The organism is Cellulosimicrobium sp. SH8 (genome assembly GCF_025818875.1).
GTDB lineage: Bacteria > Actinomycetota > Actinomycetes > Actinomycetales > Cellulomonadaceae > Cellulosimicrobium > Cellulosimicrobium cellulans_D.
In genome coordinates this window covers 37,150-51,442 of the sequence record NZ_JAMXMH010000014.1, presented here as the reverse complement: position 1 = coordinate 51,442, position 14,293 = coordinate 37,150, and the positions used below count along the sequence as shown (strand labels likewise).

General features: G+C 76.3%; 9 protein-coding genes. 5 read left to right on the top strand and 4 right to left on the bottom strand.

Annotation, left to right across the window (positions count from 1 at the left end):
• The first annotated feature begins 83 nt into the window (after positions 1-83).
• The 4 genes from NF338_RS18670 (at position 84) to NF338_RS18655 (ending at position 5,699) form a co-directional block, all read left to right on the top strand.
• The gene (locus NF338_RS18670; protein ID WP_264032128.1) at positions 84-1,085 is read left to right on the top strand and encodes a phosphotransferase family protein; all 1,002 of its coding nucleotides are present in this window, start codon (positions 84-86) and stop codon (positions 1,083-1,085) included.
• Between the two features lie 147 nt (positions 1,086-1,232).
• On the top strand, positions 1,233-3,275 hold the full coding sequence (locus NF338_RS18665) for a dynamin family protein (protein WP_264032127.1): 2,043 nt from the start codon (positions 1,233-1,235) through the stop codon (positions 3,273-3,275).
• On the top strand, positions 3,272-5,059 hold the full coding sequence (locus tag NF338_RS18660) for a dynamin family protein (RefSeq protein WP_264032126.1): 1,788 nt from the start codon (positions 3,272-3,274) through the stop codon (positions 5,057-5,059). The genes NF338_RS18665 and NF338_RS18660 overlap by 4 nt, the downstream gene beginning before the upstream one ends.
• Before the next feature lie 142 nt (positions 5,060-5,201).
• Positions 5,202-5,699: an acyl-CoA thioesterase gene (locus tag NF338_RS18655; protein WP_264032125.1), complete on the top strand. Its 498-nt coding sequence runs from the start codon at positions 5,202-5,204 to the stop codon at positions 5,697-5,699.
• Between the two features lie 57 nt (positions 5,700-5,756).
• On the opposite strand, the gene NF338_RS18650 is transcribed toward NF338_RS18655, so the two are convergent.
• The 3 genes from NF338_RS18650 to NF338_RS18640 form a co-directional block, all read right to left on the bottom strand.
• Positions 5,757-8,357 carry a glycoside hydrolase family 9 protein gene (locus tag NF338_RS18650; protein WP_264032124.1) on the bottom strand — a complete coding sequence of 867 codons (2,601 nt, stop codon included), beginning with the start codon at positions 8,355-8,357 and terminating at the stop codon, positions 5,757-5,759.
• A 73-nt stretch (positions 8,358-8,430) separates the two neighbouring features.
• A complete protein-coding gene (locus NF338_RS18645; RefSeq protein WP_264032123.1) occupies positions 8,431-9,996 on the bottom strand; it encodes an SDR family oxidoreductase in 1,566 nt (521 codons plus the stop codon).
• Positions 9,993-10,979 (bottom strand): DNA topoisomerase IB, encoded by a 987-nt coding sequence (locus NF338_RS18640; RefSeq protein ID WP_264032122.1) that lies wholly within the window; start codon positions 10,977-10,979, stop codon positions 9,993-9,995. The genes NF338_RS18645 and NF338_RS18640 overlap by 4 nt, the downstream gene beginning before the upstream one ends.
• Positions 10,980-11,123: 144 nt before the next feature.
• Between NF338_RS18640 and NF338_RS18635 the strand changes: the two genes are divergently transcribed.
• Complete coding sequence (locus NF338_RS18635) at positions 11,124-12,494, top strand: hypothetical protein (RefSeq protein WP_264032121.1); 1,371 nt, start codon at positions 11,124-11,126, stop codon at positions 12,492-12,494.
• A gap of 103 nt (positions 12,495-12,597) precedes the next feature.
• Here NF338_RS18635 and NF338_RS18630 read toward each other — a convergent pair whose 3' ends face one another.
• On the bottom strand, positions 12,598-14,268 hold the full coding sequence (locus tag NF338_RS18630) for an endo-1,4-beta-xylanase (protein WP_264032120.1): 1,671 nt from the start codon (positions 14,266-14,268) through the stop codon (positions 12,598-12,600).
• Between the last annotated feature and the right edge of the window lie 25 nt (positions 14,269-14,293).

Genomic DNA, 14,293 nt, shown 5'->3' with positions numbered 1-14,293 from the left:
AGCCCGCGGTCCCGCGCCCGCGCTGCCCCGGGGCGCGGAATCCCGTTGACGCCGCCCTCGGGCCCTCGGCAGGATCGCGCGGCATGACCCTCGACCTGGCGCCCGCACGGGTACGCCCCACCTGGCCCGACCTCCCGCAGGCCGTACGCGCCGCCGTCGAGTCCCGGCTGGGCGCCGCCGTCTCGGGGTGGACGAGCCACGACGGCGGCTACTCGCAGGGGCTCGCGTCGACGCTGCGGACGAGCGGCGGGGACGTGTTCGTCAAGGCGGTCGGGCCCGAGCACGCGTTCACCCGCGACCTGTACCGGCTCGAGGCGCGCGTCGCCGCGGCGCTGCCCGCGCAGACCCCGGCTCCCGCGCTCCGGTGGGTCCTCGACGACGACCTCGACGGGGCCGGCGAGTGGGTCGCGCTCGCGTTCGACGCCGTGCCCGGGCGGTCCGTCGCCACGCCGTGGCGGGACGACGAGCTCGCCGCGGTGGCCGACCTCGCGCGCCGCGTCGCGGAGGTCGAGGTCTCCGGGGACGCGCCGCTCCCGCGGTTCGCCGAGACCGTCGAGTGGCGTGAGTGGGAGGACCTGGCGGACCGCCGTCCGCAGGGCCTGGGCACGTACGACCCGTGGGTCGTGGCCCGGCTCGACCGGCTCGCCGCCCTCGCTGAGCCGTGGCCCGAGGCCACCGCGGGCGACCACCTGGTCCACGGCGACCTCCGCGGCGACAACGCCCTGCTCGTGGACCGCGCGGCTCTCGGGATCGCCGACCGCGACGAGCGCGCCGGGGACGGGCCCGTCGCCGTCGCCGTCGACTGGCCGTACGCCGCGCGCGGCGCCGCGTTCTGCGACGCGGTCGGCATGCTCCCGGCCGTGCAGGTCGAGGGCGGGCCGCCGCCGGAGGAGGTGCTGCGGCGCCACCCCCTGCCGCGCGACGTCGAGCCCGACGCCGTGACCTGCTACCTCGCGGCGCTCACGGGGTACTTCCTCACGTCCTCGCTCGACCCGGCGCCCCCGGGCATCCCGCACGTCCGGGCGTTCCAGCGGGCGCAGGCCGAGGTCGGGGTCGCGTGGCTCCGACGTCGCCTCAAGGACTGAGCCACGACCGTGAGATCGACCCGTGCGTTCCAGATCGACCCTCGGAGGGCCGATCCGGTACCGGGCGGGTTGATCTCGTGCGGCGCACCCGGCGGCCGGCCCGTGTCACACCGGGCCTGACCAGCGGCGTTCCGGCAGACTGGCGGCATGACGGCCAGCGGTGACCCCGGAGACGACGCGGTCCGCACGGGCGCGTCCGCCGGGGAGGCCGTGGCACGGGACGGCACCGCCCCGGGTGGCTCGGTCGCCGCGGGCGCCGCGGCGACGGCCGGGCTCGTCGAGTCCCTGGAGATCCTGCGCGGCCGGCTCGCCGCCGCGCGGCTGCCGCTGGATCTCCCGGGCGCGGCTGCCGCGCGCGAGGACCTCGACCTCGCGGTGCACCAGCTCGACGACTACCTGCTGCCGCGCCTGCGCTCGCACGCCGCGCCGCTGCTCGTCGTGGTGGGCGGGTCGACGGGCGCGGGGAAGTCCACGCTCGTGAACTCCCTGCTCGGCGAGCACGTGTCGGCGCCGGGCGTGCTGCGCCCGACGACGCGCGCGCCCGTCCTCGTCCACCACCCGCTCGACGAGCGCTGGTTCTCGACCGACCGCGTCCTGCCGGGGCTCGCGCGCGTGACCGAGCACGCACCGCGACCGGGCGCCGACGCCTCCCCGGGCCGGGCCGCGCCCGCGGCACCGCCCGACCCGACGCGCACGCTGCGGCTCGTGGCGAGCGACGCGCTCCCGCAGGGCCTCGCGCTCGTGGACGCGCCCGACGTCGACTCCGTGGAGACGGCGAACCGCGAGCTCGCGGCCCAGCTCCTCGCCGCGGCGGACCTGTGGCTCTTCGTCACGACGGCCGCGCGCTACGCCGACGCGGTCCCGTGGGACCTCCTGCACCGTGCGGCCGAGCGGCGCGCGCAGGTCGCGATCGTGCTCGACCGGGTCGACCCGGGCGCCGAGGCGGTGGCCGACGACCTGCGCCGCATGATGGACGAGAACGGGCTGGACGCCGCGCCGCAGTTCGTCGTGGGGGAGTCCGAGCTGGTCGACGGCTTCCTCCCGGAGGAGTCCGTCGCCCAGGTCGCGTCGTGGCTGTCCGCGCTGGGGGCCGACGGCGACGCGCGCGACCGGGTCGCGACCGCGACGCGGGACGGCGTCGTGGACGACCTCGTGCGCCGGGCCGTGCTCGTGGCCGGCGCCGCCGACGCCCAGGCGACGTCCGACGCGCGCCTGCGGGCCGTCGTCGGGCGCGCGTACGACGAGGCGGCGGCGACCGTGGACGCCGCCACGAGCGACGGGGCCCTGCTGCGCGGCGAGGTGCTCGCGCGCTGGCAGGACTTCGTCGGGACGAGCGAGCTGTTCCGCTCCGTGGAGCAGGGGGTCGGGCGCGTGCGCGACGCCGTCGCGGCGTTCTTCCGCGGGCGCCCGGCGCAGGCGCCGCAGGTCGAGCAGGCGATCGCGCACGGGCTGGAGGCCGTCGTGCTCGACGCGACCGACGTGGCCGCGGAGCGCGCGTACGGCGGGTGGCGCGCCGACCCGGCCGGCGCGGCGCTGCTGGACGGGCTCGACCTGTCGCGCTCGTCGGCCGGCGTGCGGGCAAGGGTCGCCGAGGAGATCCGGGGCTGGCAGTCGGACGTCCTCGACCTCGTGCGCGAGCAGGGCGCGGGCAAGCGTGGGGCGGCTCGGGCGCTGTCGTTCGGGATCAACGGGCTCGGGCTGAGCCTCATGGTCGTGGTGTTCGCGTCGACGGGCGGCCTCACGGGCGCCGAGGTCGGCATCGCCGGGGGGACCGCGATCCTCGCGCAGAAGCTCCTCGAGGCCGTGTTCGGCGACGACGCGGTCCGGCGGCTCACGCGGACGGCGCGGGACCGCCTCGCCGAGCGGGTGCGCGCCGTGCTCGACGACGAGGTCCGGCGCTACACGGCCCAGCTCGACGCGCTCGGCACCGCGGAGGCGGACGAGACGGCGCGCACCGTGCGCGAGGCCGCGCGGGCGGTCGAGGCGGCGGCGCGGGTCGAGCGCACCGCGCGCGGGCGGGACCAGGACACGGCCCGCCCGACCACGGGGCGGCACGCCGCGCGGCTCCTGCGGGGCGCGGGTTGGAGCGGGTCGGCGGAGGACGAGCCCGCGAGCCTGCCCGAGGGCGACGACGAGCCGCGCCGCAGGCCCGGGTTCTGGCGACGGCTGCTGGGCGGTGAGCGCGCATGACGATCGACCTCGCGGCGCGCACGACCGCGCTCGAGACCGCCGTCCGTGCCGGCGAAGGTCGCCTCGACGCCGACCTGCTCGCCGACGCACGCACCGTCGTCGCCCGGGCTCGCGAGCGCGCGGGCCTCTCGGCCGACCACACCGTCGTCGCGCTCGCCGGTGCGACGGGCTCGGGCAAGTCGTCGGTCTTCAACACGCTCGCCGGGGACGAGCTCGCGACGGTCGGGGTCCAGCGCCCGACGACGTCGCACCCCCTGGCGGCCGTGTGGGGCACCGGCGCTGTGGCGCACCCGGCGGGCGGAACGCCGTCCGGTACGGCGCCCGGCGCGGCCGGGGCCGGGGCCCTCCTCGACTGGCTGGAGGTGCGGCGCCGGCACGAGATGGGCACGCCGCTCACGTCGGGCGACCCCGACGACGCGCGCGCGGGCGGCGGGCTCCGCGGGCTCCTCAAGGGCCGGCGCGCCGCGGAGGTCACGAGCGGCCTCGTGCTGCTCGACCTGCCCGACCACGACTCGGTCGTCGTCGAGCACCGCGTGCGCGCGGAGCGCCTCGTGGAGCGTGCGGACCTGCTCGTGTGGGTCGTCGACCCGCAGAAGTACGCGGACGCCGCGCTGCACGAGCGCTACCTGCGCCCCCTCGCGGGGCACGGCTCGGTCGTCGTGCTCGTGCTCAACCAGGTCGACCGGCTCTCGCCCGCCGACGCGGACGCGTGCCTCGCGGACCTGCGCCGGCTCGCCGGCGAGGACGGGCTCGGCGACGCGCGCGTCCTCGGGGTCTCGGCGCGCACGGGGCAGGGGCTCGACGAGCTGCGCGGTCTGCTCGCGGACGCCGCGGCGCGACGGCGTGCGGCGAACGACCGGCTCGCCGCCGACGTCCGTGCCGTGGCCCGGCGCGTCGCCGCCGCGTGCGGCGAGCCCGTCCCGGAGCGTGCCGCACGCCGGGCGCGTGACGGCCTCGTCGACGCGCTCGAGGCCGCGGCGGGCGTGCCCACCGTCGTCGCGGCGGTGCGGGGCTCGGCCGTGCGCGACGCGCGCGCCGCGACGGGCTGGCCCGTCACGCGCTGGGTCGGGCGGTTCCGGCCCGACCCGCTGCGCCGCATCGGGCTCCGTACCGGCCCCGCGCCCGGGTCGGCCCGGGCCCGCGCCACGAAAGACCTCAACGCCGGGGCCGGCGAGGCCCGTCCCGAGCTCGCCCGGACCTCGCTGCCCGCGGTCCCGGCCGCGCTCCGTGCGGGCGCGCAGACGGCCGTGCGCGACTACGCGAGCGACGCGACCGCGGGGGTGCCGGACGACTGGGCGCTGGCCGTGCGGCGTCGGGCCTCCGAGGGGGCGGCGGACCTCGCGGACGCGCTCGACCAGGCCGTCGCCGGGACGGAGCTCGAGGCGTCGCGCCGGCCGGTCTGGTGGCGCGTCGTCGGCGCCTTCCAGTGGCTCGTGCTCGCGGCGCTCGTGGTCGGGCTGCTGTGGCTCGCCGCGCTGTGGGGGTTCACCTACCTGCGCCTGCCCGAGCCGCCGACGCCCGTCCTGACGCTCGGCGGTCCCGGCGCGCTCGAGATGCCGTGGCCGACGCTGCTCGTGCTCGGTGGGGTCGTCGTCGGCATCCTCGTCGCGATCCTCTCGCGCGCGGCCGCCGCGGTGGGTGGGCGTCGCCGGGCCGCCCGCGCCCGACGCCGGCTGCGTGACGCCGTCGGCCAGGTCGCGGACCGCCTCGTGCGGCTCCCGGTGGGCGAGGAGCTGTCCGCGCTCGCGAGCTGCCGCGCCGCGGCCCTCGTCGCCGCGTCCTGATGCCCCGCCTCCCCGCCGAACACGAGGTTGCTCTCGAAATCGGGCCGAGAACGACAGCGACGTCGTGCTCGACGGCGCGGAACGTCGTGGTCAGCGGTCGGAGGAGAATGGTCGCGCCAGCCGTCGAGCGAGAGGACACTCCATGACCCGCCTGCACGTCCCCGTCTCCTTGAGGTGGTCGGACCTCGACGCGTACGCGCACGTGAACAACGTCGAGATGTTCCGGCTGCTGGAGGACGCGCGCATCACGGCGTTCTGGACCCACCCGGACGCGGGCGAGGACGCCTGGCCGACGGCGGTCCTGGAGACCGGGCCGGCCGCGACGAGCCACACGCTCGTCGCGCGGCAGGAGATCGAGTACCTGCGCCCGCTCGGCTTCACGCGCACGCCCGTGCGGGTCGAGCTGTGGATCGGGCACCTCGGCGGCGCGAGCCTGGAGGTCTGCTACGAGGTGCACGACGGCGCCGCGCGCTTCGAGCGCACCGGCCCCACCTCGGGCGGCGCCCCCTACGCGAAGGCGGTGACCACGATCGTCGTGGTCGACGCGGCGACCGGGGCGCCCCGCCGCATCACCGAGGCCGAGCGTGCGGCGTGGGAGCCGTTCGTCGAGGAGCCGCTGACCTTCCGCCGCCGCAGGTGACCGTCGCTCGCGCCGGGGAGCAGCGTCCCGGCGCGAGCGACGCTCGTGGGCGAGGGCTCACCCGACGGTGCACTCCGTCCCGCCCGACCCGTCGACCAGCGTGAACCGCGAGGGCGGCGTGCTCACGCCGCCGTGCGCGACGTTCGCGCCGACCTCCACGGAGGCACCGGGGGCGAGCGTCCCGTTCCAGGCGGCGGACCGCACCGTGACGTCGGCGCCGGTCTGCGTCCAGGTGGCGCTCCAGCCGTTCGTCACGGTCTGCCCGGACCGGAAGGTGAACGCGAGCGCCCACCCGTCGAGCGCCGTCGTGCCCGTGTTCGTCAGCCGGAGGGTCACCGTCCCGCCGGAGCCCCAGTCGCTCGACGACCAGCGGACGGCGCAGGCGCCGGGCGCGGGACCCGTCGACGTCGCCGGGGTCGTGAACGTCGCCGCCGGCCCGGGCGCCGACGCGTTCCCGGCCCGGTCGGTCGCGACGAGGGCGACGCGGTAGGTCGTCTCGGGCGCGAGTCCCGTCAGGGCCAGCGTCGTGCCCGAGGTGGTCGCGACCCGCACGCCGTCGAGCAGGACGTCGTACCCGGAGACGCCGCTGCCGGCGTCCGTGGACGGCGCCCACGCGACGGTCGCCCCGGCCGCGGTGACGGCCGAGACCGTCGGCGCCCCCGGGGTCGACGGCGGCGTGGTGTCCGGATCGACCGGCCCCGCCGACGGCTCGTCGCCCCACAGCAGCTCGTCGCCCTCGTACAGCGTGATGCGCGCGTTCTTCGTCAGGGCGTCGCCGGTCGCGACCTGTGCGAAGGACCAGTCGTCCGCGGCGTCCCAGACGTCCGCCGTGACGCGGAACTGCACCTCGCGGCGGTGCTGGGACTGGCCGCCGGGGGAGACGACCGAGCCCGAGCAGTCGATCTCGACGAAGTACTGGTCGCCGCCCGCGTGGCCGACGCCCGCCGTCGCGCCGGGGCACTCGGAGTAGTTCGTCGTGGCGCGCAGGGTCGCCGGGTCGGCGCCGTCGTCGAGCGTGAACCAGTACCGCAGGCGCACGTCGTCCAGCACGCGCGCCGGGAACGCCGACCGGTTGCGCAGGACGGCCTTGATCTCCGTGAACGCTGTGCCGGGCTGGTTGAGGCGCGACTCGACGAAGAACTCGTCCTGGTCCGGGGCCTCGGGCTGCGGGAAGTCGGCGAGCGGGGCGCCCCCGTGCTCGCCGACGAGGAAGGCGAGCGCCGACGTGAAGCCGGCGTTGTAGTCCGTGGCGACCTCGTTCGCGACGTAGTCCGAGCGGCTGTCCGTGTAGGCGTCGTCCGGTGCGCCGGGGCCGCCGACGAGCGCGCCGTACAGGACGTGCCGCGTCGCGACCGGCTCGGCGAGCGAGTCGAGCCACGAGCCGTGCGCGGTGCGGTGGTGCGGGTTCTGCGGGGAGTCCTCGCCGTACCCGACGACGTACGACGCACCCCGCGGGTTGTCGCCGAGCGCGTAGCCGATCTGGCGCTCCCCGAAGTCCTGGTACGTCTGCGCGCGGGTCGTGTCGCCGCGACCCCGCAGCCACTCGCCGTAGGTCAGCGCGACGAACGCCGTGTTCGCGGCGTAGCGCAGCGAGCCCCACGAGTCGAGGAACGCCTGCCCGCCGGGGGAGTACCGCGCGCGCGACCCCTGGTAGCCGGTGGTCCAGTAGTCGAGCCACCGGTTCGCGTCGTCGACGTACTGCTGCTTGCCGGTGGCCTGGGCCAGCAGCGCGTACGCGCCGTACGTCTTGTCGTCCCACGCGATCGTCCAACGGTACGACGGCGTGCTCGTCTGGTTCTCGCGGGAGAGACCGGCGTACTCCTGCTCAGCCTTGGCGAGGTACGCCGGGTCGCCCGTCGCCTCGTAGAGCCAGGCCGCGCCCCAGACGAGCTCGTCCTGGTAGCCGGACCACGAGTTGTAGAACGCGCCCACGGGCACGCAGTCGGAGTACTTGCCGCGGTACGTGTCGGCGAAGGCGTAGAGTTGCTCGGCGTGCTCGACGAGCTCGGCCGCGTACGCCGGGTCGTCGTCCGCGAAGACGATCGACGACGCGGCCATGGCCGCCGCGGTCTCGCCCGCGACGTCGCTCCCGGGGCACGACCGGTCGACCTTGTACGCCGGCCGGGCCATCTGCATCGCCTCGGCGGGGCCCCACCACTTGTGGTCCGCGTCGCCGTCGCCGATCTGCGCGTACAGCACGTCCGGCTCGGGGTGGGCCTTGATGAAGTAGTCGTTGACCCAGCGCAGCGAGTCGAGCAGCTCGTCCCGCTGGTCCGACGCCGCGTACCCGTCGGGGCTCGCGATCGCGCCCCACGCGAGCATCGTGGTGGTGAACGCCATGGGCAGCCCGAACTTCACGTGGTCGCCCGCGTCGTACCAGCCGCCCGTGAGGTCGAGCCCGACGTCGGCGCCGTCGTCGAGCGCGGAGTCGCCGCGCCAGCTCACGCGGAAGTCGTCGGGGAGGTCGCCCGAGCGCTGGGCGTCGTAGAAGAAGAGCGACTTCTGGAGTGCCTCGGCGTAGTTCGGCTCGGCGGCGGCAGCGGCGGCCGCTGTCGGGACCGGTGTCGGGTCCGGCGCGGCCGAGGCCGGGGTCGTGGCCGCGAGGCTCGCGACGAGCAGGGCGCCCGCGGCGAGGACCGCGGTGGGTCGTGGGTGCATGGCTGCCTCTCGGTCCGGCTGCGTCCGCGTCGACGCAGGTCGTCGACACTGTCCGGAGGCGGCGGAGCCGGGGTCAAGGACTCGTGCGGCCCTGAAACGTTTCGCCGTCGCGCGCGGCGCGCTCCGCCGCCGCGGCGACGTTGCGCTGCATCCCGCCGAACACGATGCCGTGGAAGGGCTTGACCGCCCACCAGTAGAGCTGGCCCGCGAGGCCGTGCGGATAGAACAGCGCGCGCTGCGCGAAGTACGTCCGGCCGGGTCCGCTCGCGTCGTCGGGCGACGGCCCGGGTGCGTCGGGGTCGGTTGCGTCCGGGAGCTCCGCGGCCGCCTCGTCGACGCGCAGCTCGAGCCACGCGAGCCCCGGCAGGCGCATCTCGGCCCGGAGCAGCAGACGACGGCCCGGCTCGATCGCCTCGACGCGCCACCAGTCGAGCTCGTCGTCCACGCGCAGGTGCCGCTCGTCGCGCCGACCGCGCCGCAGACCGGGCCCGCCGACGGCGCGGTCCAGGAGCCCGCGCACGCGCCACGCGAGCGACCACGAGTACCAGCCGCCCTGCCCGCCGATCTCCTCGACGACGCGCCAGAGCACGTCGCGCGGCGCGTCGACGACCGTCCGCCGCTCGTCGACGTACAGCGAGCCGCCGGCCCAGTCGGGGTCGCTCGGCAGCGGGTCCGACGGCGCTCCCGGCACCGAGGCGGAGGACCAGCGCGTCACCACCTCGCCGTCGTGGATGCGTTCCAGGGCCAGCTCCACGGCGCGGTCGAACCCGAGGAGGCCCTCGGGCGGGTCGGGCACGTACCGCCGGATGTCGTGCTCGCGGCACACGACCTCGTGCTGGAGCGACTCGACGAGCGGCCGCGCGATGCCCGACGGCACGGGCGTGACGAGCCCGACCCAGAGGCTCGACAGCTTCGGCGTGAGCACCGGGACGCTGACGATCGCGCGGCGGGGGAGCCCGGCCTCCTTCGCGTAGCGCTGCATCATGTCGCGGTACGTGAGGACGTCGGGCCCGCCGACGTCGAACGCGCGCGAGACGTCGGGCGGCATCGTCGCGGACCCCACGAGGTAGCGCAGCACGTCCCGCACCGCGATGGGCTGGATGTGGTTGTCGACCCACTTCGGTGTCGTCATGGCCGGAAGCCGCTCGGTGAGGTAGCGCATCATCTCGAACGACGCGGACCCGGAACCGAGGATCACCGCGGCCTGGAGCACCGTCGTCGGGACGCCCGAGGCGAGCAGGATCTCGCCGACCTCCTTGCGCGAGGCGAGGTGGCGCGAGAGCTCGCCCTCCGGGACGTCGGGGAACATCCCGCCGAGGTACACGATGCGCCCCACGCCCGCCTCGCGCGCCGCCCGGGCGAACGTCAGCGCGGTGCGCCGGTCGCGTGCCTCGAACGTGCTCCCGGTGCCGAGCGAGTGCACGAGGTAGTACGCCACGTCGGCGCCCTCGAGCGCGGCCCGGATCTGGTCGAGGTCGGCGGCGTCCGCGGCGACGGCCTCGACGTCGTCCACCCACTCGCGCCCCGCGAGCCGCTCGGGGTGGCGTGCCAGCGCGCGCACGTCGAACCCCGCGCGCAGCAGCTCGGGCACGAGCCGACCACCCACGTAGCCGGTGACGCCGGTGACCGCGGCCCTCACGAGAGGAGCTCCAGGAGCTCGCGCTCGGCGCGCGTCTGGGAGCGGGTCGAGCCGATGGTCTCGCCGCGCTCCCACAGGTCGAACAGTCGCGGGTCGATGTACGAGGACCGGGCGACGGCGGGCGTGTTGCCGAGCTCCTCCGCGACGTCCTTGACGATCCCCGTGACGACCCTGCGCCGCGCCCGCTCGGAGGCGGGCGCGGCCCCGGCGTCCGCGAGCGCGCGCGCCGCGAGCACCGTCGCGTGCCAGGTGCGGAAGTCCTTGGGCGTCGCGTCGTCGCCGAGCCGTTCCTTGATGCCCGCCTGGACGTCGGCGCTCGAGACGTCGTGCCACGCGGCGCGCCCGTCGGGCCCCTCCTCGCGCCACGCGAGCAGCTCGACGCCGCCGCGGCGCCGCTTGAGCGTCGTGACGAGCTCGGCGACCACCGGGTCGTCCACGACGACGTCGCGCACCTGGCCCGACTTCGCGGGGTAGTGGAAGTGCACGCTCCCGTCGCGCCGGACCCGCGCGTGCTCCTTGCGGATCGTCGCCAGGCCGTAGCTGTTGTTCCGCTGGGCGTAGATCTCCCCGCCGGCGCGGAAGTACGCGAGGTCGAGGAGCCGGAACGCGAGGGCGAGCACCTTCTCGCGGCCCATGCCGGGCTGCGCGAGCTCGCGCGCGACGCGGCGCCGGGCCGCGGGCAGACGCCGGCCGACGTCGAGCACGTGGTCGTGCTTGCGCCGCGCACGGCGCACCTGCCACTGCTCGTGGTACAGGTACTGGCCGCGGCCGGCGACGTCGCGCCCGAACGCCTGGATGTGCCCGTTCGGGTACCGGCAGATCCAGACGTCGGACCAGGCCGGCGGGACCACGAGGCGCGTGCACCGGGCGACCTCGTCCTCGTCGGCGAGTGGGAGCCCCTCGACGTCGAGGAACACCCAGGAGTCGCCCTTCGGGCGCCGCGAGTACCCGGGGGAGGTCACGGACACCCGACGCAGTCGCACCCGGTCATGGTGCGGGACGCGTCGCCCGCTCGCGCGGCAGGGGTGCCGAGGCCGCACGGCGCATGGGGAGCGGTCCTCATCGCCCGGGCCTCCGGCCGGGCCCTGTCGCGGCTAGCGTGGGCGGGCGCGGACGAGGGAGGGGACATGACGACGTCGGAGAGCCCGTGGTGGCGGCGCCGCAGGGGACGCGTGCTGGTCGGCGGAGCGGTCGTGCTCGTGCTCGCCGGCGCGCTGACCCTCTGGCTGGTCGCGCGGGGTGGCACCGATCCCGTCGACGCACCGGTGAGCTCGTCGACGCTCGAGGGCTACCCGACCCGGGGCGGTCTCACCGAGGACGGCGCGCCGTCCGAGGACCTCGAGGCCGCCGCCGACGCCTGGCGGCGCGAGGACGTCGGCGGGCAGGAGGAGCCGCCCGCGGCCGACGAGCCTCTCGAGGTGCTGTGGGCCGGGGACGTCCCCGCGGCCGACCTCGCGTTCGAGAGCCGCTACGGGCTCCGTCTCGACGACGCGCCCACCGGCCGTCTCGTCGCGCTCCGCTCGGGCGACCACGTCGCGACCTTCCTCGCGCCGGTCGACGCCGAGGGCGAGCGCACCGACGCCTACCGCATCCTCGCGGACAGCGACGAGCAGCGGTGGCCCGCGCGCGCGACCGTCGAGCTCGACGACGGCCTGCTGCTGCTCGCCGAGTCGCTCGCCCGCAGCGCGGAGCCGGACGGCGTCGAGGTCGCGCATCCCGAGGGCGAGGACGACGACGTGCCGGTCCTCGTGACCGTGCCCGTCGACGACGGACTCCTCGTCGGCCAGCGCGGTGGCGTGATCCGGGCGGCCTCGGTGAGCGCCGTCCCCGACGGCGACGACCCGGGTCTGCTGTTCACCGACGGAGGCGTGGTGACCACGGCCGACCTCGACGTGCTGTGGGGCCGGCTCCTCGATCCTGCCGCGGGGGCTCCGACCTGGAGCGCGCTCCTGGCCGCCTACCACGGCACGGAGGAGCGGCGCCGGGCCGACCCGCCGGTCGCGGCGATCTGGGACGGGTCGGCGCTCTCCGACGGCACGCCCCTGGCGGTCGTCGCGGTCACGACGAGCGCATGGGACCCCCGGGCGTGGTGGGAGGTCTACGCCTCGAGGCCGGCCCCGGCGGCCGTCGACGGCGAGGAGCCGGGCGACCCGCGGACGGACCGGCTCGGCGGCGGCGCGGTCGCGCCGGGGTCGCCGCTGGCGACGCGCGTCCCGCCGCTCGTCGCGCAGTGGGTCGACGGCGGTCCCGGCGGCGACGCCGAGCCGCGACCCGAGCTCGTGGTGGCGGGCGGGAGCGAGGTCGTGCGGGTCGACGTCCTCGCGTCCGTGGACGGCACGAGCGTCGAGGGGTCCACGGTCACGTGGCCGCGCCCGGACCCGTCTACCTGGGTCCGCGACGCGGCCGACGTCGCACAGGTCGGCTCGACGGACCTGCCGCCGGTGGTCGTGGTGGGTCGCACCGCCGACGGCACCCCCGTCCCCGTCCTCGCGGACTGAGCCGGGGGCGCGGCCGGGTCACCACGGTGCGGGAGCCCCTTCCGCCGCGGGGGGCGGACGCCGCCCGGGGCGGCCCCTGCGCGCCCCGGACGTCGCTCGTCGGTCAGACGACGTCGCAGGCGGCGCCGTCGAGCGTGAAGGAGCTCGGCTCGGTGTTGATCCCGGAGTGGGCGCCGTTGAAGCCGACGTCCACGCTCGCACCCGCGCCGAGCGTGGTGTTCCACGGCGCCGGCGTGACGGTGACGGTCGAGCCCTGCTGGGCGTACTGCGCCGACCAGCCCTGGGTGACGGTCTGCCCGTCCGGGAAGGCGAACGTCAGGGTCCAGCCGTGCAGCGCGACGGCGGAGTCGTTGGTGATCCGGAGGGACCCGGTGAAGCCGGTGTTCCAGGAGCTCGCCGCGTAGGCGACGGTGCAGGCCCCGGTGGGTTCGCCGCCACCCTCCGCGGTCTCGCCGGTCACGGTGCCGGACGTCGCGGACGCGTTGCCCGCCGCGTCGACCGCCCGCACCGCGTAGACGTGCGAGGCGCCCGCCGCGAGGCCGGTGTCGGTGAACGACGTGCCGGAGACCTCGGCGACCTGGGTCCCGTCGCGGTACACGCGGTAGCCCGCGACGCCGACGTCGTCGCTCGAGGCGTTCCACCCGAGCGAGATCGAGGAGGTCGTGGTGCCGGAGACCCGCAGGCCGGTCGGGGCGGACGGCGCCTGGTCGTCGCCGCCCGGTCCGTCGTCCCGGGCGCCGAGGACCTCGGCGATCGCCGCGTACGCGGGCTTGGGCGCGTACGCGTCGTCCCAGACGAGCGCGGCGCCCTGACCTGGGAAGACGCCCGGGATCCACGAGTACCTGTCGGTGATGCCCCACAGCGTCACGCCCGTGCAGCGGTCGACGTCGAGGCATGCCTGGAAGACCTTCGCGTAGTCGGACGCCTGCTGCGCGAGCCTCGACGCGTCGGCGGGGGTGCTCATGCGGACGTCGAGCTCGGTGATGCGCACGTCCACGCCGAGGTCGGCGAACCGCTGGAGGTTCTGGGTCAGCGTCGACGGGACCTGGCCGACGATCAGGTGCGCCTGGAACCCGACGCAGTCGATCGGCACACCGCGAGACGTGAAGTCGGCGACGAGGTCGTAGATCGCCGTGCTCTTCGCGTTGATCCCGTCGGTGCTGTAGTCGTTGATGCACAGGTCGGCGTCCGGGTCGGCAGCCCGCGCGGCGCGGAACGCGTCCTCGATGTAGCCGTCTCCGAGCCGCCGCTGGAAGACGCTCTGCCGTCGGGAGCCGTCGTCCTCGAAGGCCTCGTTGACGACGTCCCACGCCTCGACGTCGCCGGCGAAGTGCCCGGCGACGGCGCGGACGTGGTCCGTCATGGCGGTACGCAGATCCGTGCCCGTCAGGCCCTGGACCCAGCCGGGGAGCTGTTGGTGCCACACGAGCGTGTGCCCGTAGAGGTCCGCGCCCTGCGCGGCCGCGTAGCTCGCGACCTGGTCCGCGGCCCCCCAGGAGAACGAGCCCCGGGAGGGTTCGGTCGCGTCCCACTTCATCGCGTTCTCCGCGACGACGAGCGAGAACTCGCGGTCGGCGACCGCCTGGTAGCCGCTCTCGGAGAGCCGGCCGGGGTCGAGCGCGAAGCCGATGGTCCTGCCGTGCCTCGCCGCGGCGTCGCCGAGCGGCTCGGTGGCGGCGGTCGCGGTCGTGGCGACCGGGAGGACGGTCGCGGCGACGAGCGCCGTGGTCGCGAGCGTCGTCGCGAGAGATCGTCTGAAGCTGGTCCTGCTCATGGGTGCACCCTCCGGGTCGATATCG